Origin of the sequence: Kribbella sp. NBC_01510 (assembly GCF_045040325.1) — a bacterium.
GTDB lineage: Bacteria > Actinomycetota > Actinomycetes > Propionibacteriales > Kribbellaceae > Kribbella.
In genome coordinates this window covers 2,437,842-2,460,559 of sequence record NZ_CP109418.1, presented here as the reverse complement: position 1 = coordinate 2,460,559, position 22,718 = coordinate 2,437,842, and the positions used below count along the sequence as shown (strand labels likewise).

General features: G+C 68.8%; 21 protein-coding genes and 1 riboswitch. Of the genes, 7 read left to right on the top strand and 14 right to left on the bottom strand.

All coding sequences use genetic code 11. The features are described from left to right. Positions 1 to 4: 4 nt before the first annotated feature. The 5 genes from OG558_RS12210 to OG558_RS12190 are packed head-to-tail and all read right to left on the bottom strand — an operon-like array spanning position 5 to position 4,472. A complete protein-coding gene (locus OG558_RS12210) occupies positions 5 to 1,339 on the bottom strand; it encodes an LLM class flavin-dependent oxidoreductase (RefSeq protein WP_405070320.1) in 1,335 nt (444 codons plus the stop codon). Continuing rightward, positions 1,336 to 2,052 (bottom strand): ABC transporter ATP-binding protein, encoded by a 717-nt coding sequence (locus tag OG558_RS12205; protein ID WP_405070319.1) that lies wholly within the window; start codon positions 2,050 to 2,052, stop codon positions 1,336 to 1,338. The genes OG558_RS12210 and OG558_RS12205 overlap by 4 nt, the downstream gene beginning before the upstream one ends. Further along, on the bottom strand, positions 2,028 to 2,864 hold the full coding sequence (locus OG558_RS12200; protein WP_405070318.1) for an ABC transporter permease: 837 nt from the start codon (positions 2,862 to 2,864) through the stop codon (positions 2,028 to 2,030). Before OG558_RS12200 ends, OG558_RS12205 begins: the two co-directional genes overlap by 25 nt. Beyond that, complete coding sequence (locus tag OG558_RS12195; protein ID WP_405070317.1) at positions 2,861 to 3,916, bottom strand: ABC transporter substrate-binding protein; 1,056 nt, start codon at positions 3,914 to 3,916, stop codon at positions 2,861 to 2,863. The genes OG558_RS12200 and OG558_RS12195 overlap by 4 nt, the downstream gene beginning before the upstream one ends. Beyond that, on the bottom strand, positions 3,909 to 4,472 hold the full coding sequence (locus OG558_RS12190; RefSeq protein ID WP_405070316.1) for a flavin reductase family protein: 564 nt from the start codon (positions 4,470 to 4,472) through the stop codon (positions 3,909 to 3,911). The genes OG558_RS12195 and OG558_RS12190 overlap by 8 nt, the downstream gene beginning before the upstream one ends. A 355-nt stretch (positions 4,473 to 4,827) precedes the next feature. On the opposite strand from OG558_RS12190, the gene OG558_RS12185 reads away from it, so the two are divergent. Both OG558_RS12185 and OG558_RS12180 read left to right on the top strand, forming a co-directional pair. Next, positions 4,828 to 5,322: a sigma-70 family RNA polymerase sigma factor gene (locus OG558_RS12185; protein ID WP_329483321.1), complete on the top strand. Its 495-nt coding sequence runs from the start codon at positions 4,828 to 4,830 to the stop codon at positions 5,320 to 5,322. Beyond that, positions 5,315 to 5,881 carry a methylated-DNA--[protein]-cysteine S-methyltransferase gene (locus OG558_RS12180; RefSeq protein WP_329483320.1) on the top strand — a complete coding sequence of 189 codons (567 nt, stop codon included), beginning with the start codon at positions 5,315 to 5,317 and terminating at the stop codon, positions 5,879 to 5,881. The genes OG558_RS12185 and OG558_RS12180 overlap by 8 nt, the downstream gene beginning before the upstream one ends. Before the next feature lie 115 nt (positions 5,882 to 5,996). On the opposite strand, the gene OG558_RS12175 is transcribed toward OG558_RS12180, so the two are convergent. The 6 genes from OG558_RS12175 to OG558_RS12150 form a co-directional block, all read right to left on the bottom strand. Further along, positions 5,997 to 6,677 carry a class I SAM-dependent methyltransferase gene (locus tag OG558_RS12175; RefSeq protein ID WP_405070315.1) on the bottom strand — a complete coding sequence of 227 codons (681 nt, stop codon included), beginning with the start codon at positions 6,675 to 6,677 and terminating at the stop codon, positions 5,997 to 5,999. Positions 6,678 to 6,704: 27 nt separating this feature from the next. Then, the gene (locus OG558_RS12170; RefSeq protein ID WP_405070314.1) at positions 6,705 to 8,033 is read right to left on the bottom strand and encodes a purine-cytosine permease family protein; all 1,329 of its coding nucleotides are present in this window, start codon (positions 8,031 to 8,033) and stop codon (positions 6,705 to 6,707) included. Continuing rightward, positions 8,027 to 8,142, bottom strand: a riboswitch (TPP riboswitch). Its footprint overlaps the gene before it by 7 nt. A 20-nt stretch (positions 8,143 to 8,162) precedes the next feature. Continuing rightward, positions 8,163 to 8,825 (bottom strand): alpha/beta hydrolase, encoded by a 663-nt coding sequence (locus OG558_RS12165; protein ID WP_329483317.1) that lies wholly within the window; start codon positions 8,823 to 8,825, stop codon positions 8,163 to 8,165. Next, positions 8,822 to 9,706 (bottom strand): hypothetical protein, encoded by an 885-nt coding sequence (locus OG558_RS12160; RefSeq protein ID WP_405070313.1) that lies wholly within the window; start codon positions 9,704 to 9,706, stop codon positions 8,822 to 8,824. The genes OG558_RS12165 and OG558_RS12160 overlap by 4 nt, the downstream gene beginning before the upstream one ends. Before the next feature lie 48 nt (positions 9,707 to 9,754). After that, entirely contained in the window at positions 9,755 to 10,504 is a 750-nt protein-coding gene (locus OG558_RS12155) for a DUF3152 domain-containing protein (protein WP_405070312.1), read from the bottom strand. A 159-nt stretch (positions 10,505 to 10,663) separates the two neighbouring features. Next, the gene (locus OG558_RS12150) at positions 10,664 to 11,644 is read right to left on the bottom strand and encodes a zinc-binding dehydrogenase (protein ID WP_405070311.1); all 981 of its coding nucleotides are present in this window, start codon (positions 11,642 to 11,644) and stop codon (positions 10,664 to 10,666) included. A gap of 141 nt (positions 11,645 to 11,785) precedes the next feature. On the opposite strand from OG558_RS12150, the gene OG558_RS12145 reads away from it, so the two are divergent. Next, entirely contained in the window at positions 11,786 to 12,493 is a 708-nt protein-coding gene (locus OG558_RS12145) for an AraC family transcriptional regulator (protein ID WP_405070310.1), read from the top strand. On the opposite strand, the gene OG558_RS12140 is transcribed toward OG558_RS12145, so the two are convergent. Beyond that, a complete protein-coding gene (locus OG558_RS12140) occupies positions 12,490 to 13,683 on the bottom strand; it encodes an ATP-binding protein (protein ID WP_328525032.1) in 1,194 nt (397 codons plus the stop codon). The genes OG558_RS12145 and OG558_RS12140 overlap by 4 nt on opposite strands. A gap of 158 nt (positions 13,684 to 13,841) precedes the next feature. On the opposite strand from OG558_RS12140, the gene OG558_RS12135 reads away from it, so the two are divergent. Further along, positions 13,842 to 14,852 (top strand): (p)ppGpp synthetase, encoded by a 1,011-nt coding sequence (locus OG558_RS12135; RefSeq protein ID WP_329483310.1) that lies wholly within the window; start codon positions 13,842 to 13,844, stop codon positions 14,850 to 14,852. On the opposite strand, the gene OG558_RS12130 is transcribed toward OG558_RS12135, so the two are convergent. After that, a complete protein-coding gene (locus OG558_RS12130) occupies positions 14,839 to 16,278 on the bottom strand; it encodes an MFS transporter (protein WP_405070309.1) in 1,440 nt (479 codons plus the stop codon). The genes OG558_RS12135 and OG558_RS12130 overlap by 14 nt on opposite strands. A gap of 159 nt (positions 16,279 to 16,437) precedes the next feature. Between OG558_RS12130 and OG558_RS12125 the strand changes: the two genes are divergently transcribed. From OG558_RS12125 to OG558_RS12115, 3 genes are all read left to right on the top strand, one after another. After that, complete coding sequence (locus tag OG558_RS12125) at positions 16,438 to 18,201, top strand: ABC transporter transmembrane domain-containing protein (protein ID WP_405070308.1); 1,764 nt, start codon at positions 16,438 to 16,440, stop codon at positions 18,199 to 18,201. Next, positions 18,198 to 19,976 carry an ABC transporter ATP-binding protein gene (locus OG558_RS12120; RefSeq protein ID WP_405070307.1) on the top strand — a complete coding sequence of 593 codons (1,779 nt, stop codon included), beginning with the start codon at positions 18,198 to 18,200 and terminating at the stop codon, positions 19,974 to 19,976. Before OG558_RS12125 ends, OG558_RS12120 begins: the two co-directional genes overlap by 4 nt. Positions 19,977 to 20,041: 65 nt before the next feature. After that, on the top strand, positions 20,042 to 21,835 hold the full coding sequence (locus OG558_RS12115; protein WP_405070306.1) for a S9 family peptidase: 1,794 nt from the start codon (positions 20,042 to 20,044) through the stop codon (positions 21,833 to 21,835). Here OG558_RS12115 and OG558_RS12110 read toward each other — a convergent pair. Further along, positions 21,819 to 22,718 carry an LD-carboxypeptidase gene (locus OG558_RS12110; RefSeq protein ID WP_405070305.1) on the bottom strand — a complete coding sequence of 300 codons (900 nt, stop codon included), beginning with the start codon at positions 22,716 to 22,718 and terminating at the stop codon, positions 21,819 to 21,821. The two genes, OG558_RS12115 and OG558_RS12110, sit on opposite strands and share 17 nt — an antisense overlap.

Below are 22,718 nucleotides of genomic sequence, written 5' to 3'. Positions count from 1 at the left end.
CGGATCAGGCGGTGGCCTCCTGCAACGCGGCCCGGGTGGCGGGACGGGCCAGACCGTAGTGGTCGCGCAACGTGGTGCCCGTGTACTCGGTCCGGAAGAGACCGCGGGACTGGAGGATCGGGATCACCTGGTCCACGAAGGTGCTGAGCCCGGACGGCAGGACCGGCGGCATGATGTTGAATCCGTCGGCCGCGCCGGCCTCGAACCAGTCCTGGATCGCGTCCGCGACCTGTTCCGGCGTACCGCTGAAGGTGCGGTGACCGCGGCCGCCGCCCAGCCGGCCGATCAGCTCGCGGACCGTCAGCTTCTCGCGCCGGGCCAGCGTGACGATCAGCGTGTACCGGCTCTTCGCGCCCTCGATCTCGTCCTCGTCGGGGAGATCGGCGGGCAGTTGCTCGTCGAACGGCAGGTCCTCCGGCTTGACCTTCAACGTCTTCGCCAGCGTCAGCCGGGCGTAGTCGGGCCGGATCAGCGAGTCCAGCTCGCGCTCCAGCCGCTGCGCCTCCTCGACCGTCCCACCGATCACCGGCACGATCCCCGGCAGGATCTTGATCGTCGACGGATCACGCCCGAGCGCGGCCGTCCGTGCCTTCAGATCCTGGTAGAACGCCTGCGCGTCCTCGAGCGTCTGCTGCGCGGTGAAGACGGCCTCGGCGTACCGCGCCGCCAGGCCCTTGCCGTCCTCCGACGATCCGGCCTGCACGATCAGCGGGTGCCCCTGCGGGGACCGCGACAGGTTCAGCGGACCGCGCACCTGGAAGTACCGGCCGACGTGGTCGATCGGCACCACGCGGTCGTTCACCGCCCACACGCCGGTCGACTTGTCCGCGATCGCCGCGTCGTCCTGCCACGAGTCCCACAGCTGGTAGGCGACCTCGAGAAACTCCGCCGCCCGCTCGTACCGCTCCGCATGCGCCGGCTGATCAGCCAGATTGAAGTTGCGAGCCGCGTCCGGACCGGCCGTGGTCACCACGTTCCACCCCGCCCGCCCACCACTCACGTGGTCGACGCTGGCGAACCGGCGGGCCAGGTTGTACGGCTCGTTGTACGTCGTCGACGCGGTGGCGATCAGCCCGATCCGTGATGTCACGGCGGCAATCGCGGTCAACAGCACAGTCGGCTCCAGCGATCCGGCCGGGCGACGGCCCACGTCACCGAGGAGCACTGGCGAGTCCGCGAAGAACACCGAGTCGAAGAGACCTCGCTCCGCGATCCGGGCCAGCTCCTGATAGTGCTCCACCGACGTGTTCGCGAACGGGTTGCTCTCCGGCAACCGCCACGACGCCTCGTGATGCCCGGTGCTCATCAGGAACGCGTTCAGATGCAACTGCCTGCTCACAGCGAAACCCCCAATGCGTCGAGAAGCCGCGACCGGACCGCGGCGAATCCTGGATCGGCCGGACTGCGCGGCGTGCTCAGCGAGATCAGTTCCTCGGCGACGAGCTTGCCCTCGTCGAGCACGATCACCCGATCGGCCAGCACGATCGCCTCGTCGACGTCGTGCGTGACCAGCAGTACGGCGGGTTGATGGGCGGCGCACAGCTTCCGGAGCAGCACATGCATCTTCAGCCGGGTCAGCGCGTCCAGCGCGCCGAACGGTTCGTCCGCCAGCAGCAACTCCGGCTCCCGCACCAGCGACCGCGCCAAGGCGACCCGCTGCTGCTCGCCACCGGACAACTCATTGGGCCACGCCTTCTCACGGCCGGCGAGCCCAACCTCCGACAGACTTTCCCGGCCCCGCGCAGCAGCCCCGGACAGCCCGAGTACGACGTTCTCCAACACCCTTGCCCAGGGCAACAATCGGGAATCCTGGAAGACAACCGAAACCTGCGTCGGTACGACGACCTCGCCCGAGCCGGCCACATCCGGGTCCAGCCCGGCCAGCGCCCGCAGCAAGGTGCTCTTCCCGGACCCGCTCTTTCCCAGCAAGGCAACGAACTCACCCGGCGCGATATCCAGGTCGACCCCGTCCAGTACGGCGCGATCGTCGTACCGGCGGACCAGGTCCCGGACCTGGACAGCAGCGGTCAGGAGGCCAGTGTGCGGCGCCATGAGAGGGCCCTCCTCTGAATCAGGCGGACGGCCCCGTCGGACAGCAGGCCGAGGACGCCGTACAGGACCAGGCCGACAATGATGATGTCGGTCTGTCCGTACGTCCGGGCCAGCTCCATCATGTAGCCGATACCGCTGGTGGAATTGATCTGCTCGACGACGACCAGCGACAGCCACGCGCCGGTGACCGCGAACCGCAGCCCGAGCAGGAATCCGGGCAGCGCGCCCGGCAGGACCACCCGGCGGATGAAGTCCCAGCGCGACAGCCCGACGGTTTGCGCGAGTTCGACGTACCGGCTGTCGATGGTGCGGAGTCCGTTATGGGTGTGGATGTAAATCGGCACGAACACCCCGAGGAGGATGGTGACGACCTTCATCGACTCACCGATACCGAGCCAGAGGATCAGCAGCGGCAGCAGCGCCAGCGACGGGATCGCTCGCTTGATCTGAATCGGACCGTCCAGCAGTGCCTCGCCGAGACGGGACAGTCCGGAGAGCAGCGCGAGTACGACGCCCAGCACGATGCCGAGCGCAAGTCCGATCAGCGCGCGCTGGGTGGACGTCCACAGGTTCGGCTGGAGGCGACCGTCGGCGATCAGGTCGCCGGCCGTGGTCACCACGGTCCACGGCGCGGACAGCACCCGCTGGTCGATCCAGCCGGTCGCCGATCCGATGCTCCAGATCACCAGCAGCAGCATGGGTCCGATGGCCGCGCCGAACCTGATCGGCTTGCCCAGTCCGAGGCGACGACGCCGTACGACGGGCGCGACCGAATCGGCTGTACGCAGTCCAGGCAGTGTCGCGGCGCTCATTTGGTGGCTCCCTTGATCGCATCGGCCGCGACGCTCTGGAACCGCAGGTCATACAGGTCCTTGGCCTGGATCACCGGGTTGCCGGTCTCCTTGGCGAGCAACTCGATGGTCTCCTGCTGCCGCTGGATCGCGTCACTCCAGTCCGCGCTGATGTCAGGGTGACCAGCGTTGTCGACCAGCCACTGACCGTCGGACTCGGTGAGTCCCTGGTCCTTCACGTAGTACCCCTGGATCCACTCCTTGGGGTGTTTGTCGATCCAGTCCTGCGCGACGCCCCAGGCAGCGACGTACGCGCGGATCGCGGCCGCCTTCGCCGGGTTCTCGAGCGACTCGGTCACCACGTACAGGTGGCCGGCGTCGTCGCGGAGGCCGTGCGGGATCGTGGTCCCGCCGTCCTTTGCGTACTTGGCCAGATAGCGCTTGATCTGGACGCCGCCGATCGGGGCGACGTCGACCTGCTTCGCGGCCAGCGCGTTCGTGTACACGTCGCCGGTGCTGGGTAGCTCGACCAGTTTGACGTCGTCCTTGGTCAGGCCGGCCTTCTTCAGCACTTTGAGGACGAGCGCGCCCTGCGCCTGGCCCGGGCTGTACGCGATCTTCTTGCCCCGCAGGTCCGGCAGCGTCTTGACGTTCGCGCCGGGCGCGATCCCCAGCTGGTAGATCGGGTGGTCGAGCGGGTCCTGGCGGAACTTGGAGGCGACGATCTTGACATGCAGCCCGGTCCAGGTCGCGTGGATCGGCGGGATCTCCGCGACGGAGCCGACGTCCAGCGCGTGCGCCCGGAACGCCTCGGTCGTCTGCGGACCGCCGCTCAGGTTGGCGAACTGGACGAACTTCGACACCTTGTCGAGCTGTCCGGACAGCTTCAGGGCCACCTGGGTGGCCGGGTCGCCGACGACGATCTTGGTGCCGTCCGGGACGGTCGTCGGCAGCGCGGCGTCCAGCGCGAGCTTCGCGCCGCCGTCGTTGCCGGCCTGGGCAGCGCCTCCGCAGCCGGTGACCAAGGCGGCAATCGCGACGGCCGCGGTCAGAACCTTGTGGGTCTTAAACATGATGTGCCTTCGAATGCGTCGTGACGTAGCGGCCGTCGTGGTACAGCAACGGGTCGTGCTCACGTCGTTCGGTATGGGTGGCGAGGCGGGCGACGACCAGGTGGTGGTCGCCCACGGCGAAGCGGTGCTCGACCTGCGCGCGCAGGTAGCTGGGCGCCTCGTCGAGCACCGGTTCGCCGGTGTGCAGCCGGGACCAGCGGGTCGGCTCGGCGAAGCGGTCGATGCCACTGGTGGCGAACCGGCCGGCGATCGCCTGCTGGTCGGCGGACAGGAAGTTGATCACCAGGCTGTCGGCGGTGCTGACGGTCGGCCAGCTGGACGCACTGGTGGCGATCGCGAACGAGACGAGCGGTGGCAGCAGGCTGACCGAGACCAGTGAGGTCGCGGTGAACCCGGCCGGGCCGCGGCCGGCGTCCGCGGTGATCACCACGACACCGGCGGCGTGGCGACGGAACACGGACCGGAACACGTCGGCGTCGACGATCCGCTCCTCGAGGCGGTCCGGGACGACGGACAGCGGCGGACGATCGGACGGGTTGATCGCATGGACTGACATGTCTCTCCCTCGGATACGGGGGCAGGGACGACCGGCAGCGGGCAGCAGGAAGCACCACAACCGGGCGGGGTGTGGGAGGCGCAGGCTCAGACAGGCCTCGTACGGCGGGAGTCCGCCGGGGCAACGCGGGCAGCAGCGGTCACCGACAGGTGGCGCTCGCCGTCCGCAGAAGATCGATGACGCGACGGCGGGTGAGCAGTGTCGTCGTCATGTCAGCTACCTTCTCATCAATGTCTACTGGACAACTAGACAATCTCGCGATCCGGGACAGCCGTCCGAAACTGACCATCCGCTGGGACGACACGCCGCCAGGTCGCCCTCACACTCCCGGCCGTGCGTGCGTTCTACTTGCGTGATGGCTCGGGAGAAGGTCGTACTGCCGCCGTTCCAGGCGTTGATCGACGCGCACTGGCGCGACGTGGCCCGGCTGGCGCGTGCGATGGCCGGGCCGGTGGACGGCGACGACGCGGCCCAACGCGCCTGGGAGAAGGCGTACGCCGCCTACCCCGACCTCACGTCGGCGAAGAACCTCCGCAGCTGGCTCCTCACCATCACGGCCCGGTGCGCGACCGACGTACACCGTGCACGCAAACCGCAGCGCCCTCTGGACGAGGCTGCACCGGTCGCCGTCGACGGCCCGGAGGCCGCGGACTGGCCGGACCCCGACCTCTGGCGCGCGGTCAACGAGCTGCCGGAGCGGCAACGCTTCGCGATCACGCTCAAATACGTCGGCGACCTGGACCACCACGGCGTGGCCGCCGCCCTCGACACCACGCCTGCCGCGTCGCGCCGGCTCGTCAGCGACGCCCTCGCGGCACTGCGCAGCAAACTCGGAGTAAACGATGACTGACCTCGAGAGCCGGCTGACCCGGCTCACCACCCCAGACCTGACCCCACCGATCCTTCCGGACGCCGACGTCGCCTACACCCTGCACGACACCCCGATCGGCACGATGCTGCTCGCCGTCGCGCACGGCCGGGTGGTGGCCAGCTCCTTCGGCGACGAGGAAACGATGACCACCCGCCTCGCCCGGGCGGTGTCCCCGCGCGTACTCCGCCAGCCCCGCGCGCTGGACGACGTACGGCGGCAACTCGACGAATATCTGGACGGCCGGCGGCACGCCTTCGATCTGAAGGTCGACCTGGCGCTGGCGACTCCGTTCCAGCGACTCGTGCTCACCGATCTGCCGAAGCACACCCGCTACGGCACGACGACGACGTACGGCGCGGTCGCCGGGGAGATCCACAAGCCCAAGGCGGCTCGGGCGGTGGGTACGGCACTCGGCGCGAACCCGGTCTGCGTCGTCCTGCCCTGCCACCGCGTGATCGGCTCGAACGGCGCGCTCACGGGGTACGCCGGCGGACTGGACGCGAAGCGTTTTTTGCTGAATCTCGAAGCAAAAGACTGAATTTTCCTCAGCCTGCCAGGAAGCATTTACACTCGACAGACAAAGGAGCAGATCCCCAGTGTGGAGTGGGGATCTGCTTCTTGTTTTTCCCTTACCTGCAAGGGCCGCTGACGCGTCAGTCAGTGGCGGGCTGGTGGATCTCCAGAATGAGCCGGCGACGGCCGCCCCAGTCCCGCTTGTAGACCTTGTAGTCCTCGATTCCGGCCTTCGCGCAGAGCCGGCCGTAACTGATCTCGTCGTGGATGAAGTGCACGCTGCTGGTGCCGAAGTGCTCGGTCGTGACGATCCGGTGCTCCGGGCCCTGACGCATCCCGTTCGCGATCTCCGCCGCCGTTGCCGGTCCCCAGGCCGGGCCCTCGATGATCGCGATGCCGCCCGGCTTCAGCACCCGGGAGATCTCGCAGATGGTCGACACCTGCTCGTCCTCGGCGAACAGCTCGTGGAACGCGGTCCACAGGCAGATCACCGCGTCGAACGCGTCCCACTTGTACGGCAGGTCCGTCATCGACCCGACCGCCCAGTCGATCGACAGTTCCTCCTCGGCCGCCTTCGCCCGGCCGGCCTCGATCAGGTTCGGCGAGATGTCCAGCGCGCAGACGGCCTTGCCGGCCTTGGCCAGCGGCAACGCGATCCGGCCGTAGCCACAGCACAGGTCGAGCACCGACTCACGCCCGTCCAGCAGTTCCTCGACGGCCTTGACGGTCGCCGCGTCCCGCTCGGGCGTGGTCCGCGCGGCCAGGCCGTCGGCCCCGAGTTCGGCATACTCGGCCCGGCTGCGCAGTGCGGAGTTCAGCATGGGCGCAAGTATCCCGGTTACTCCGGGTCAGTTGTCCAGCGGTCGGCGCCCTACACGACCGAGCACGACCGCGGCCAGCATCGAGACGACGATCGAGGTGACCGTCGCACCCAGCCAGGTCGGCACCGGCTGGTGGTTGAACACCCGCTGCTGGACGTCGGTCCAGAACGGCGACCAACGGCTCACTGTGCCGGGGTTGACCACCTGGTAGGCGACGAATCCGATCAGCCACGCCACGGCCGGCTGCCACCGGAAGCGCGCCGTACCCGAGACGTCCCAGTTCATCTTGCTGACCAGGAAGAAGTCCGCGATCGCGGCCGCGAACAGCGGGACGAAGACCGAGCCGATCAGGAAGAGGAACTGCGTGTAGTTGCCTAGGTCAACCATCAGGGCGAGGCCGGTGGCGAGTACGCCGATCGCGACCGAGATCCAGCGCCGGTCGACCTTGCCGATCAGGTTGTGGGCGGCCATCGTGGTCGAGTAGACATTCGCGTACGCCTCGTCGACCTCGTCCACCAGCAGGACCAACAGTGCGATCGCGCCGGCCGGCAGGACGACGAGCGCGGTGATCACGTCCTCGCTGTTGGTCTGCAAAGTCGCGACCGCGAACACACCGAGTGCGTAGTACGCGATCGCCGCCAGGCCGTAGCCGAGCGAGGAGCCGGCGAACGCCGCCTTGTTGGTGCGCGAGTGCCGGGTGTAGTCGGCGGCCAGCGGCGCGAACGAGACCACGCCCGCGGCGGCCAGGTCGACGGCCGGCCAGAAGCCCAACACGTTGTCCTGCGGCAGGTCGTGCATGGGCTTGCTGAGCACCTGCACGAACAGGTACACCGACGCGATCAGCACCAGCCAGACCATGAACTTCCGCAGCAGCTTCACACTGCCGAGCGGCCGGACCGCCATCGTCGTCGCGATCACCCCGGCCAGCAGGACGAACACCCAGCGCCAGCGCTCACTCGTCACCGCGACCGCGGCCTGCGAGATGATGATGATCTCCATCGTGGCCCAGCCGACGTTCTGCGCGATGTTCAGCACGGTCGGCGCCATCGAACCGCGTCGGCCGAACAAGCCGCGCAGGCACGTCATCGCCGGCGCACCGGTCTGCGATCCGAACACCGCCGCCCCACCGAGCACCAACGCGCCGATCCCACAGCCGACGACGACCGCGAGCAGGCCCTTCCACAGCGAGCCCGTGGTCGCCGCCACCAGCGCACCGGTGACCGGCCCGAACAAGGAGATGCCGAAGTTCCCCCAGAGGGCGAACTGGTCGAGGAATCCGAGCGTCCGCGGGGCGTCCGTGGTCAGGACAAGCGGCGCCTCGATGTCGCTAGCAGGACGAACAGCAGTATTGGTCATGATGACCTGCTCCCTACGCCGGCATTACCCGGTCAGGTTCAGGCGGTCGGCGACCCAGCTGTCGCCCTCTCAGCCCGCGCGTACGGTGCGAGCTCCCGCAAAGGTTGTTAGCGCGTCAACGATAGCGCTTCACTCGCTTTCGGGAAGGGTGGCGGCTCGCTGGATGAGAGCGGCCACCTCGGGACCGTTGGTCAGCACTGGTATGTGCGCGCCCGAATCCAGCGTCCTGGCCTCACCGTGGCTGAGCTCCGCCAACCGCTGTACCCACTCGGCCGGCGAGATCAGATCGTGCTTGCCGCGCACGATGACCACCGGCACGCGCACCTGGGTGATGATCGCGGCCAGGTCGTGGTGCCGGGCGGCTTCCGCGGCTCGGGCGATCGAGGAAAGCGTCGTACGGGCGTACTGCGGGGTGACAACCCGAATCAGGCGGGGTGCTTCCGGTACGGCCGACCCCAGCCATCGGACCGTCCGGTCCACCCAGCCCGACATCCGGATGTCGCCGGTCGGCGCCACCAGCACCAGCGCATGGACGAGCTCGGGGTCGATGATCGCGGTCTCGACCACGATCTGGCAGCTGGCGGAGTGTCCGACCAGGACCGACCGCTCGCGGATCTTGTCGGCGAGTGCCACGCCCAGCGCGCGCGGATGCAGATCTTCGCGGGCCCCGGCCGGTTCGCCGTACCCGGGAAGAGTGACGACGACGTACGGCGTGGTCAGGTGCTCGACCGTTTTGGCGTACGACTCCGGCCCGAGACCGAGGCCCGGGACCAGGACAACGGGTGCGCTCACTCCCAGGGCGCTTTGACCGGCGGGCCCTGGACGACCGGGTTGCTGACGTCGGGCTTCAGCTCGCGGTACCCGATCGCCAGACCCGCCGCGAGGATCAGTAGGCCGGTGCCGCCCCAGCCGTACGCCTTGGGCAGCCGGTCGATCGTCTCGTTGATGGCGCCCAGGCCGGTGGACAGGACGATGCTCAGCCAGATCAGGATCGGGATCGCGGACACCGCGACCAGCAGGAGGCCACCGAGCTCGACCGGGTCGGGCTGGCGCCCTGCCTTGCGGCGGGCGAGCACGTCCCGGATCCACATCCCGATCGCGACCGCGCCGACCACGATCAGCAGCAGTTGGCCGATGGTGTCGATCACGTCGGTGCGGAGCGGGTGGTTCAGCGGTGAGCCGGGGGCCTGGGAGATCTCGCGCAGGGCGACCCGCTGGACGGACACGACGAGCAGTCCGTAGACGGCCGCGATCAGTGCGGCCAGTCCGACCACCCGGGCGGCACGCGGGTCACGGGGCGCGACCGGCTCATCCCGTCCGTACGTCGGGAGCTCGTGCTGCTGCGGATGCGCCGCGGGACCGTAGGGGCTCCCGGGGCGGAAGTTCGGCGGCTGGGTGTACGTCGGGCCCTGGCTCTGCGGCGGACCGGCGTACTGCGGCTGGCTCTGTTGCTGATCGGGCCGGTCTAGTGGCTGGCCCGGCTGGCCTTGAGGTTGGCCCGGCTGGGAGCCGTAGGGCTGCGGCTGGGCGTAGGGGCCGGGCTGCGGGTCCGTGTATGGGCCCACGCCGTAGGTCCCACCGCCGTACGGCGTGGGACGGGCGTAGTGGTGCTCCTCACCGGACTGGTCGGGCTCGTCGCCCCGGCCGTACGTCGGGAAATCCTGTGACGACATCGCTGCTCCCTCCCCTCCGACTCAGCTTCTCACGAACGGATGCTTCGCTCAGGTCGCTTTGATCGTCGGCCAGGCGTTCGGCAGGCAGCCGGCCAGGCCCTTGGTCTGCTGCATCATCACCGGCGCGGGGGTCTTCGCCTTGGTGCAGGTCGAGTGGCCGTGGCCGAGCGCGTGCCCGACCTCGTGGTTGACCAGGTAGCTGCGGTACAGCGAGACGTCGCCGTTGTACGCCGGGATCGCGTACATCCACCGTTTGGCGTTCAGCACGACCCGGTCCTCGACCCGGCAGGACACCTCACCGCCGGTGTCGAGCGGCAGACAGAGCTTGTCCGTCAGCGCCGGCGTGGCCAGGATGATGCGCAGGTCGGCGTCGACCTTGTCGGTCCGCTCGAAGCTGACCGGGTGAACCGCCTGCCAGCCGCGGGGGTCGGCCAGCGTCTTGTGGATGATCGCCGCAACCACGGCACCGTTGACCGACAGTCCCTGCTCGATCTCGACCCGATAGGTCAGCTTGTCCCGGACCCCGGTCGCCTTGTTGAACCCGGGCACTACGGCAAGCTTGCCACTGGACACACTGACATTCGGCTTCGCGCCCTTGGGCTGCCGCGTCAAACTCGGTGCCGGCCGCAACGGAGTGGTGAACTTCTGCGTAGGCGTCGGAACCGGCGTGGGCGTGCTGACCGGCACCTCGGTGACAGGCGCACTCACCCCGGACACCACATCAGCCGCCAGACTCCGCCGGTTGGCCACATCCGGATGCATCACCACCACAGTCCCCAGCACGGCTAACGCAGTCACCGAAAACCACTGCACCTTGTGCGACTTCCGCCGGCTGTGCCGCCCACCCCGCTGGCGTACAGGCGCGTCGCCGCGCTGGCCAGTCCGCCGGGTGGTCATGACAATCGACCCTACCGACTCACCGGTCCTCCACGAAAGGTGAGTTTCGTGAACGACCGGTCAGGGCGTCACGACAAGCTTCCCGATGGCTTCGTTGCTTTCCATGTAGTGGTGAGCCGCAACAATGTCGTCCAGGCCGAAGACCCGGTCGATGTTGGGTCGATAGACGCCGGCCTCGATCTCATGCACGACCCGCTGCAGCACGGTTGCGCCCGCCTCGCCCTTCAGGTTGTCGCTGTGGAAAGCCGTGAGCTTGGTCCCGGACGGAATCATCGCTATTGCTTCGAAGTCCGGGATCAGCCACCCACTGAGCGAGCCCGCGACACACACCGTCCCGCCACGACGGACCAGATGCAGCGAGTCGACCGCAGTACTCGCTCCGACGAGGTCCAGAACATAGTCCGGACCCTCCGGCCAAACCGCGTCCATGGTCGCCGGCGACCCACGGCCGTCGACGAGTACGTGGTCGACACCGGCCGCAGCCAACGCGTCGACCTTGTCCTGCCGCCGGGTCGTCGCCGCCGTCTCGACACCGTAGCCGGACGCGATCGACGCGGCCGCCATCCCGACGGACGAGGTCCCGCCGCGGATCAGCAGTTTGCCGCCGGGCTCGATCCCCAACGTGTCCAGTGAGCCATGTGCGGTCAGGTACGTCTCGGGTAGCGCGGCAAAGACGTCCCACGGCAATGCGGTGGTGATTGGCATCAGCAGGGAGTTCGGCAACAGTGCGTACTCCGCGTAGCCGCCGTCGAACTGACGTCCCATCTCACCCATCACCGCCGCGACGGTCGTCCCATCCGGCAACCCGGGATCGGTCGACGCCGCCACGACTCCCACACATTCGATCCCGAGCACCCGCGGGAACGTCACGCTCGGGGAATACCCCTGCCGGGTCCGCAGCTCCGACCGGTTCAAGCCCGCGCCCATCACCCGCACCAGGCTCCAGCCCGCCCGGACTGCTGGTACCGGCAGTTCACGGATCTCCAGAACCTCCGGGCCACCCGCCCTGACGCAGACCGCCGCGCGCATCGTCGTACTCATGCATTCACTGTCGCCAGCAGGCGGTGTGGCGGGCCACCGATAGAATGCCAAGCGATGCCCGTTCGTCGCCAAGTCGCCCGATCCTCCCAGCTGTGGCCGTCCGGAGGCGTGCACCTCTGGCCGTCCGGGGGAACGAGCTCCGTGCAGTCCCATTCGCGCGGGCATCTGGTGTACGCCGCTCGCGGCGTCCTGTCGGTGCACACCGAACGGGGCACCTCGATCGTGCCGGCCAATCGAGTCGCTTGGACTCCCGCCGGCTTCACGCACTACCACCGCGCCCATGGCAACACCGACATGCGGATCCTGTTCCTCCCGGCATCTCTGGCCCGGCTCGTACCAGCCCATCCCGCCGTGTTCACGGTCTCCGACCTCGCCCGCGAGATCCTGCTGAACCTCACCGGCCCACGCAACTACGACCCCGCCCTACCCGCCTACGACCGGGCCGCGCGCGCCCGCGTCCGCCGAGTCCTGGTCGACGAGCTCCACGAAGCACAGGAGCAGCCACTACACCTGCCGGAACCACAAGACGATCGACTGCAGGCGATCGCCCAACTCCTGTACGACGACCCCGCGGACAACACCCCGCTTGCCGAGCTCGGACGAACCATCGGAGCCAGCCCCCGCACCCTCAGCCGCCTCCTCCACAACGAACTCGGCATGACCTTCTACGAATGGCGCACCCAACTACGCATCCACCAGGCCCTCATCCTCCTCGCCGATGGCCACACCACCACCCACGTAGCCCACGCCTGCGGCTGGTCCAACCCCAGCACCTTCATCACCGCCTTCACCACCCTCCTAGGCACCACCCCAGGCCGCTACCAAACCAACCCCCGGCACCCCACCTAGGCGGTACGGGTGCGGAGGAATTTGCCGAAGTGGGGGACGGTGAAGGCTACGGTGCCGCGTTCGGCGGAGAAGACCAGGCCTTTCTTGATGAGGCCGTCGCGGGCGGGGGAGAGGGACTGGGGTTTGCGGTTGAGGGTGCTGGCTACTTCGGCGGTGGGGACGGAGCCGTCGTCGACGCCGATGCCTAGTTCGGCCATGGCGCGCATGTACTCGCGTTCCGCGGGAGTCGCGCGTTCGTAGCGGGAGCCGAAGAAGCCGACGGTGAGTTCGGCGGAGGCCTCGGGGGCGGCGACCGCGACGTCCTTGATGGTGATCGGGGAGGTCGGGGCGTGGTCCCAGGTGGAGTGGGCGAAGGCCTGGACGAAGTACGGGTACCCGTCCGTCTGGGCGTACAGCTCGTCCAGCGCCTCCTCGTCGTACAGAACGCCCTCGCTCTCCGCCGGCACCATCAGCGCCCGGTCGCACGCTTCCCGCGCCAACCGGTCCACGCGGATGTAGCGGAAGAGCCGCTCGGAGTACGACTTGCTGGCGGACAGTACGGCGGGCAGATGCGGCAACCCGGCGCCCACGACAACCAACGGCGCACTCTGCTGCGAGATCTCGTGACAAGCGGCGCACAGCGCGGACAGGTCGTCCGCACTGATGTCCTGCATCTCGTCGATGAACAGCCCGACCCCCACCGACAGATCACCGGCCAGATCGGCCGCATCGGTGAAGAGCTCGATCAGGTCCATCTCGAGATCACCCGAGTCGGCTCGCCCTTTCGCCGCGGCCACGTCGACCGGCGGATGCCAGCGGATCCCCTTCCGGTCGTTCGCCGCCGTCCGCAACGCGAAGGCCTTCAGTACGGCGCTGAACTGGTCGACCCGCTCGTCGTCACGGTGCCGGTGTCCCAGCTCCCGCATCGCGGTGTGCAGTGCCTGCGCGATCGGCAGCCGGACGCTCTGGTCCGGCCGGGCCTCGATCTTCCCCGTGCCCCACGCCCGCTTGATGGCCTGGCTGCGCAACGTGTTGAGCAACACGGTCTTCCCCACACCACGGAGTCCACTCAGCACCAGACTCCGCTCCGGTCTGCCTGCCGCGACCCGCTCGAGGACTACCTCGAACTGCCGCACCTCGGTGTCGCGTCCGGCCAGCTCAGGCGGCCGCTGACCGGCGCCGGGCGCATAGGGATTCCGGATCGGATCCATGCTGTCACTGTATGAGCCCGTCTAGCGTTTTCCTTAGATTTCACTAGCCACCGCGAGAGCGTGTCGCGAGCCTTGTCTACGGCTTTCTAGTGAAAGAACTAGATTTCGATAGACGCGTCCAGAGAGCGCGTCAGCTGTCGGCACACTAGGGTGCGGCCATGGAGTGGGCTGGTCAGGCGGGCGCGTTGTACGAGCGCGTGCATCAGCAGTACGTCGGTGGTGCGCGCAAGCTCGAGGCCCTGATCGACGAGCTGATCGGCGAAGAGGAAGGCATCAACTACCTCAGCGCGACCGCCCGGGCGAAGGATCCGGAGTCGTTCCTGGCGAAGGCGGCCAAACCGCATCCCGACGACCCGACCAGGCCGAAGTACGACGACCCGCTGAACCAGATCACCGACCTGGTGGCGGCCCGGGTGATCACGTTCCTGGTCGAGGCCGTGGACCGGGTGTGCGAGGTGATCGAGGCCGAGTTCGAGATCGTCGAGCACACCGACATGGGCGCGCACACCCGCGCGCAGGGGGTGTTCGGGTACGCGAGCAAGCACTACCTGGTCCGGCTGAACGCGCATCGCCGGGAGCTGCCGGAGTACGCCGTACTGAAGAACCTGACCATGGAGATCCAGGTCCGGACCGCGGTTCAGCACGCGTGGGCCGAGTTCGAGCACGACATCCGGTACAAGCTGGACATCCCACCGGAGCGCAAGGCGGAGTTCGACCGGCGGTTCCTGCTCGCGGCGGCGTTGATGGAGCTGGCCGACAACGAGTTCACCGAGATCGACCGGCTGTACCGCGAACTCGCGGCCGCCGAGCCGGACAAGACCCCGCGTGACCTGACCACGGCGACCCTGACGTCGTACCTGACCCGTCGCTACCCGGACGCGCCGCACGCCAAGACGAACCACTACGCCTGGATGCTCGGCATCCTCGGCCGGCTCGGCGTCACCACCGAGGAGCAGCTGACCGAGCTTCTCACCGGCATCGACAGCGCCGCGGTGCAGGTCGCGATGACGCACCGCTTCCCGGCCGGCACGGTACGACGGCTCGACGACGACCTGCTCGCCGCAAAGGGGACGGCGTACGTCGAGCTGTTCCCCGACGAGGAGCGCCGGCAGAAGATCCTCCGCGGCCGGCTCAAAGCCCTCGGCCGCGCCGGACTCATCGAGCCCTGACGAGGTCCTCCGCGACAGCTTCCGCCGTACGACGGGCCCACTTGCCGGTCGTGATCAGTCCGAGCACGAGGACCAGGAAGCCGCAGCCCGCGATGATGTACCAGCACAGCACAGCGGCTTCGACGAAGCCGGTCTCGAGCGGGCCGACCAGCCGAGCGGTCAGGACCGTGCCGGCGATCGCGACGCCGAGGGACGCGCCGACCTGGCGACTCGTGGAGGCGAGCGCGGCCGCGACGCCGGCCTGGGAGAGCGGCATCCCGGAGACCGCGGCGTTCGTGATCGGCGCGTTCAGCATCCCGAAGCCGAGGCCGAAGATCAGATAGCCGGCCAGCAGCACGACGGTCGAGGTGGTGAGGTCCAGCCGCGACAGCAGCAGCCCGGAGACCGTGAGCCCGATCCCGGCAACGACCAGCGGCAGCCGCGGTCCTCGATGTCCGACCAGCCAGCCGGACAGCGGCGCGAACACCACCGTCATCGCCGCCATCGGCAACGTCAGCAAGCCGGCGTGCAACGCGGAGAACCCACGCACCGACTGCAGATACAGCGAGTTCAGGAACAGGAACCCGGACAATGCCGAGAACCCGCAGACCGCGATCAGCGTCGCGCCCGAGAACGGTGCGCTCCGGAAGAACCGCGGCTCGAGCAGCGGTTCCTCCCGGCGACGCTCGTACAGGACCAGCGACACCAACGCCGCCGCGCACAGCACGAAGCACCCGATGATCAGCGGCGAGCCCCACCCGGCCGACTGCCCCTCGATGATCGCGTACACCAGGCTGCCGAGCACCAGGACGACGAGCACCTGACCGACCGGATCGATCCGCCGCGGCACCGCGGCCCGCGATTCGGGCACGAAGAAGGCAGTCATCAGTACGGCGGCCACCGTGACCGGCACGTTGATCCAGAAGATGTACCGCCAGCCCGCCGCGTCGACGAGGGCACCACCGACCAACGGGCCGACCGCCATGCTCAGCCCGACCACACCGCCCCAGATCCCGATCGCCTGAGCGCGCTCACGCGGGTTGGTGAACGTGTTGGTGATGATCGACATCGCGACCGGGTTCAGCATCGAGCCGCCGACCGCCTGCACCATCCGGAACACGATCAGCAGGTCGATGGTCGGCGCGAATCCGCACAGCAGCGACCCGATCCCGAAGACCACCAGCCCGGCCTGGAACGTCCGCCGCCGTCCGACCCGGTCCGCGGTCGAACCGGACACCATCAGCAGACAGGCGATCACCAGCGTGTAGGCGTCGATGGTCCACTGCAGCTTCGTCACCGACGCGCCCAGCTCGACCCGGATGGACGGCAGCGCCAGGTTCACGATGGTGGCGTCCAGCCCGACGATGAACAGGCTGGAGCAACAGATGCCGAGAATCAGCAGCCGCCGCCCTCGCGTCAGCTCCGCCACCCAGCTCCCTCCGATCATCTGTTGAAGACTTTACTACCGCCGCCGGAAACGATTCCCCCGGCGTCCGACCACTGGTTGAAAAGGGTTGGCGGACTGTCGGCGGGCCCGCCTAGGCTTGATCCATACGCCTGGTCAGGTGCCTCTTTCTCAACCCTTCTACGCCTCTTGCGAGACGTCATGTCCCTGCGCCTCATTCCGTTCGCCGACCCGGGTGTGCCGGACACCCGGTCGGGTCTCCGACTCATTCTCTGGCTGGAGCACCAGCAACTGCGCGGGCAGGCCCTCGCAGTGTTCTGGGGACTCCTCTATTTCGGCGGTATCGCCGCCGCTCCGATCGCCGTCGGTCTCGCCGTCCAGGCGGTGATCGACCTGTCCTGGCCGAAGCTGATCCTGGCCGGCGTCCTGCTGCTCGCGTTCGGCGCAGCCAAGGCCGGTGCCGACTCGTTCTTCCACCGCGCCGTGGTGACCAACTGGATCAGTACGGCGTCGCGCCTGCAGCAACTGCTGTTCCGCAAGGCTGCGGAGCTGGGCTCGCTGCTGACCCGCCGGATCGCCGCCGGCGAGGTGGTCGCCGTGAGTAGCGGCGACGTCGAGAAGATCGGCTGGTTCGTCGAGGTGCTCGGCCGGTTCGCGGCCGCTCTGCTGACCTGCTTCGCCGTCGTGATCGGTCTGCTGTTCTACGAGCCGCAGCTCGGTCTGGTGGTCGCTGTGGCCGTACCGGTGCTGGCGTTCTCGATCGTTCCGCTGATGGGTCCGGCCGAGCGTCGTGCGGACGCGCAGCGGGCCAAGGGCGGCCGGGCCACCGAGCTGGCCGCCGACACCGTCGCCGGTCTGCGTGTGCTGCGGGGTATCGGTGGTGAGCAGCTGTTCCTGGACCGCTACCGCACCGCATCGCAGGACTACCGGGCCAGTGCGGTCCGCAGTGCCCGGATGTGGTCGCTGATCGCGGCTCTCCAGGTGCTGCTGTTCGGGATCTTCCTGGTAGTCGTCGTGTGGCTGGGCGTCCGGATGGTGATGTCCGGACAGATCTCGGTCGGCGAGCTCGTCACGACGTACGGGTTCGTCACCTTCATGCTCGTGCCGCTGCACACGTTCGAGGAGACGGCGAGCGCGTTCATCTTCTCGAAGGTGTCGGCGCGCCGAGCCGCGCGCGTGCTGTCGCTGCAGCGGACTGACGAGACCAAGGGCACGGGCGAGGCCCAGCTGCCCAACGGTGACCTGCTCGACCCGGTGTCCGGTCTGCACGTTCCGACCGGCAGCTTCACCGCGGTCGTCTGTGGCGACCCGGACGCGGGTGGCCGGCTGGCGGACCGCCTGGGTGGTCACAGCCCGACGGCCGAGGACGGCGAGGCCTCTGTGCTGCTCGACGGTGTCGCGCTGGACGACCTCCCGTTGGAGTCCGCACGGACCGTCGTACTCGTGCAGGACAAGGACCCGGTGCTGCTGTCGGGGACAGTGCGCGAGCTGTTCGACGTACCGGCGAGTGGTGCGGTCTCTCCGGAGATTGCGCTCGACGCAGCGCAGTGCACGGACATTCTCGACGTACTGCGGCAGACGCTGCCGGCCGGTGAGTCGGACGCAATGAAGGCCGTGCTGACCGAGCGTGGACGGTCCCTGTCCGGTGGGCAGCGGCAGCGGGTCGCTCTGGCCCGCTCGCTGTACGTCGACCCGCCGGTGCTGGTGCTGGACGAGCCGACCAGTGCGGTGGACGCGCACACCGAGGCGCGGATCGCCGACGGCCTGCGGCTGCTACGCGCCGGCCGGACCACTGTGGTGTTCACCTCCAGCCCGCTGATGCTGGACCGCGTGGAGCGAGTGGTCTTCGTTCCGGAGGGCCGAGTCGACGCGGTCGGGACCCACCACGAGCTGGTGCTCACCAACCCGCGCTACCGCGCGGTTGTGACCCGTGAAGACGAACCAACCTTCGAGGAGTTGGCGTGAAGCGCCCTCTGTACGACCCGGCGGCGCCGCAGGAAGCGGCCCGGCTGCCGGTGGCGGGCAGCGCGACCGTGCGCGCCTACCTGAAGACACTGTTCCGCCGGCACCGCCGCGCGTTCGGCTGGCTGACGCTGGTGAACGCGGTGGCGGCGCTGAGCGGCATGGTCGGGCCCTGGCTGCTCGGCAACGTGGTGCAGAAGCTGTCGCAGGGCAGCACCGATGTTCAGCTGCCGTCCGTGGTGATCGGGTTCGTCATCGCCCTGCTGGTGCAGACGGTGTTCGTCCGGCTCACCCGGCTGCGCGGTGCGGTGCTCGGCGAGGAGATGCTCGCCGATCTGCGCGAGGACTTCCTGGTCCGCGCGGTCGGGCTGCCGCCTGGTGTCCTGGAGCGGGCCGGCACCGGCGACCTGCTGTCCCGGATCACCACCGACATCGACCGGCTCTCGCACGCGATGCGGGACGCTGTGCCGCAGCTGACCATCGCGGTGATCTGGGGGTCGCTGCTGATCGGCGCGCTGATCGTGACCGCGCCCGTGTTGGCGGTGGCGGTGGTGATCGCGGCGCCCATCCTGATCATCGGTGGCCGCTGGTACTTCCGCCGTGCGCCATCGGGGTACCGGTCGGAGGCCGCCGGGTACGCCGCGGTGGCCTCGGGGCTGGCCGAGACGGTCGACGCCGGCCGGACCGTGGAGTCGCACCGGCTCGGCGACCGCCGGATCAAGTTGGGCGACACCCGGATCGGTCAGTGGGTCGCCTGGGAGCGGTACACCCTCTATCTGCGGATGATCCTGTTCCCCGTGATCAACATGACCCACACGGTCGCGCTGGCCGCCGTACTGGTCATCGGTGGCGGGTTCGCCATCCAGGGCTGGCTCACCGTCGGCGCACTCACCACTGGTGCGCTGTACATCCAGATGCTGGTCGAGCCGGTCAACATGATGATCCGCTGGTACGACGAACTCCAGGTGGCGCAGGTGTCACTGGCCCGGCTGGTCGGGGTCCGTGAGATCGAAGCGGCCGCCGCCGAGGGAGACGCCGAGCCGGAGGGCCGGACTGTGCTGGCCGACGACGTGCGGTTCGGCTATCTGGAAGGCCGGGACGTGCTGCACGGTGTGACGCTGACTGTGCAGCCGGGCGCGCGGGTTGCGCTCGTAGGCCCTTCTGGAGCAGGGAAATCGACGCTGGGCCGGCTGCTGGCAGGCATCTACTCGCCACGGGTCGGTGACATCACCTTGGGTGGTGCCGCCCTGGACCAGATGTCGGCCGAGCAGGTCCGGAGTCACGTTGCTCTGGTCAACCAGGAGCACCACGTGTTCGTGGGCAGTGTGCGGGACAACCTGCGGCTGGCCCGGCCGGAGTCCACCGACGCCGACCTGTGGGCCGCGCTGCGCTCGGTCGACGCCGACGGATGGGTCGCCGGGTTCGACGACGGGCTGGACACCGAGGTGGGGTCCGGTGGGATCTCGCTGACTCCGGCTCAGGCGCAGCAGGTCGCCCTGGCCCGGCTGGTGCTGGCCGACCCGCACACGCTGGTTCTGGACGAGGCGACCTCGTTGATGGACCCGCGGGCCGCACGGCATCTGGAGCGGTCCTTGGCCGGTGTCCTGGCCGGCCGGACCGTAGTGGCGATCGCACACCGGTTGCACACCGCGCACGACGCGGATGTGATCGCTGTCGTGGAGGACGGCAGGATCGTCGAGCTGGGCGGGCACGACGAACTGGTCGATGCCCAGGGCCCCTATGCGGCGCTCTGGCATTCCTGGCACGGCGAGCGCTGACGCGGCGCCGGGGGCAGACCGCACGGGCTGCCCCCGGTGACCGCCACCCATGTGAGGATGGGACGGTGCTGACAACGCTGTTCTCGCTGACGTCCACGATGGCACTCGACGTGAACGACGAGGGTCGCCTGCTCGTCCTCTACGACGGCACCGGTGTCCGCCAGGTCAACGAGATCGCCCCCGACGGGACGTGGCGAGCGCTCACCGACCTCGGCGACACCTGCCGCGGGGCGCGGTTCGTGCCCGGGAGCCGGCGTGTGGTCGTCGAGCACGACAGCGGCGGCGACGAACGTGGCCAGCTGTCGATACTCGACCTCGACGACCCCGGGCTGCCGACGCTCACGCCGCTCGTCCACGACCCGGCGTACAACCACCACCTGGTGGACGCCAAGCCCGACCGGATCCTGTTCACCACCAACCGGCGCAACGGTGTCGACTTCGACCTGGTCGGCCGCGATCTGCCGACCGGTACGGAGAAGGCCCTGTACGACGGCGGTGGCTGGGTGATGGCGGTCAGCCTCTCTCCGGACGGCCACTGGGTCGTGCTGTCTCTGGCCAGCGCACCGGCGAACTCCATGCAACTGCTGCTGGTCGACACGGCTACGCAGGCCGTCACCGAGCTGACCCCGGCCGACGCCCACAACGACCAGACAGCAGTCTCGTGGCTGCCGGACTCCAGCGCGTTCCTGGTATCGAGCAACGCAGACCGGGACCGGATGGCAGTACGGCGCTATGACCTGGCCGACGCGGTGTGGAGCGACGTACTCGTCGACGACGCCCGCGACCTGTCCGGCTGGGTCTCACCCGACGGCGAGCACCTCCTGGTCGGCGTACTGGAGGACGGCGAGGTTTCGCTGGCGCTGCACCGGCTGGACGGCTCGGCGACCGCGCCACTGGACCTGCCCTCGGGCGGCTGCGCCGGGTTGACGATTGCGACGCCGGATCCGCTCTGGTCCGCGGACGGCTCGTTCGCGGCGATCACCTACAACTCACCGATCACGCCGCCGACGGTGTTCCGATACACCCCGGCGACCGGCGAGGTCGTGGAGCTCCGGTCGCCGGGTCAGGTGGAGCCTCCGGCCGAGCTCGAGCACCCGGAGAGCCTGCGGGTGCCGTCGTTCGACGGTGAGCAGGTGCCGGTGTTCGTGTTCCGGCCGACCGGTCCGGACCTGGGTTCCACCGTGGTCCACGTGCACGGTGGTCCGGAGGGCGCGGCGATGCGCCTGTGGAGCCCGATCATCTCGTCGCTCGCCGCCGACGGCCACACGGTCGTCGTACCGAACGTCCGCGGCTCGGCGGGATACGGCAAGCGCTGGTACTCCCTCGACGACCGGGAGCTGCGGCTCGACTCGGTGAAGGACCTGGCCGCGATCCACAGCTGGCTCCCGTCGATCGGCGCCGACCCGCAGCACGCCGCGCTGTGGGGTGGTTCGTACGGCGGCTACATGGTGCTGGCCGGGGTCGCGTTCCAGCCGGACCTGTGGGCGGCCGGTGTCGACATCGTCGGGATCGCCTCACTGGTGACCTTCCTGGAGAACACCTCTGACTACCGCCGGGCCATGCGGGAGCGCGAGTACGGCTATCTCGCGACCGACCGGGACTTCTTGGAGTCCGCGAGCCCACTGAGCCGGGTCGACGACATCCGGGCGCCGCTGTTCGTCATCCACGGCGCCAACGATCCACGGGTGCCGCTGTCAGAGGCTGAGCAGATCACCGAGGCGCTGACCAAGCGCGACGTACCGTGCCGGCTCCTGGTCTACCCGGATGAAGGCCACGGCCTTGCCAAGCTGAAGAACCGCCTGGACGCCTACCCGCAGGCCTTCACCTTCCTGCGGGAGCATCTCACCACAGCGGAGTGAGGGTCCCCGCGGTCGCGTCGAGCCGTACCGGCAGTCCAAGCGGTACGGCGAGGTTCAAAGCCTCATGCCCGATCGCGGCCCCCTCCACAATCGGTACGCCGAGTGGCTCGAGCCGCTCGTGGACCACGTCGTCGATCGGATCGGCCGCTTCACTGAAGTCCCCGACCACGACACCGGTCACCTTGTCGAACCACCCGGACCGCAGCAACTGGGTGAGCAACCGGTCCACCCGATATGCCTCCTCGTTGACGTCCTCCAGGACGACGACACCCGCCGGCGCCGCGTAGGTCGGCGTACCGAGGCTCGACGCAAGCAACGCCAGATTGCCGCCCCGCAGCCGCCCTTCGGCCACGCCATCGACCACAGTGCGAGCTCCAACAGGCGCGAGCAGGTCAGTCACACTCTCCGGCTCGAACAGCAACGCACGCAGCCGCTCCCGTCCCTCCGGAACACCCAACTGCTCCACTGCGGCGGCCATCGGTCCGTGGACCGTGACCAGGCCCCGGGCGTTCAGCGGCTCGTGCAGTGCGCTGATATCGCTGAATCCGATGAACCACTTCGGCACCGCCGCCAACTCGTCGAAGTCGACGTACTCGAGCATCCGCTGCACGCCGTACCCACCGCGCGCACAGAACACCGCGGCGAACCGCTCATCCAGCCAAGCCGCCCGCAAGTCCTCGGCCCGGGCCTTGTCGTCCGCGGCCAGGTAGCTGAACCGCTCATGCCCGGCCAGCACCGCCGGCATCACCTCGACCTCGAGCCCCCACGCCTTCAGGCGCTCGACCCCGATCTCCAGCCGCTCCGCCTGGACCCGCCCCGACGGCGCCACCACAGCAACCCGATCACCAGTCCGCAGCCGCTGCGGCACCACCAGGTCAGTCAC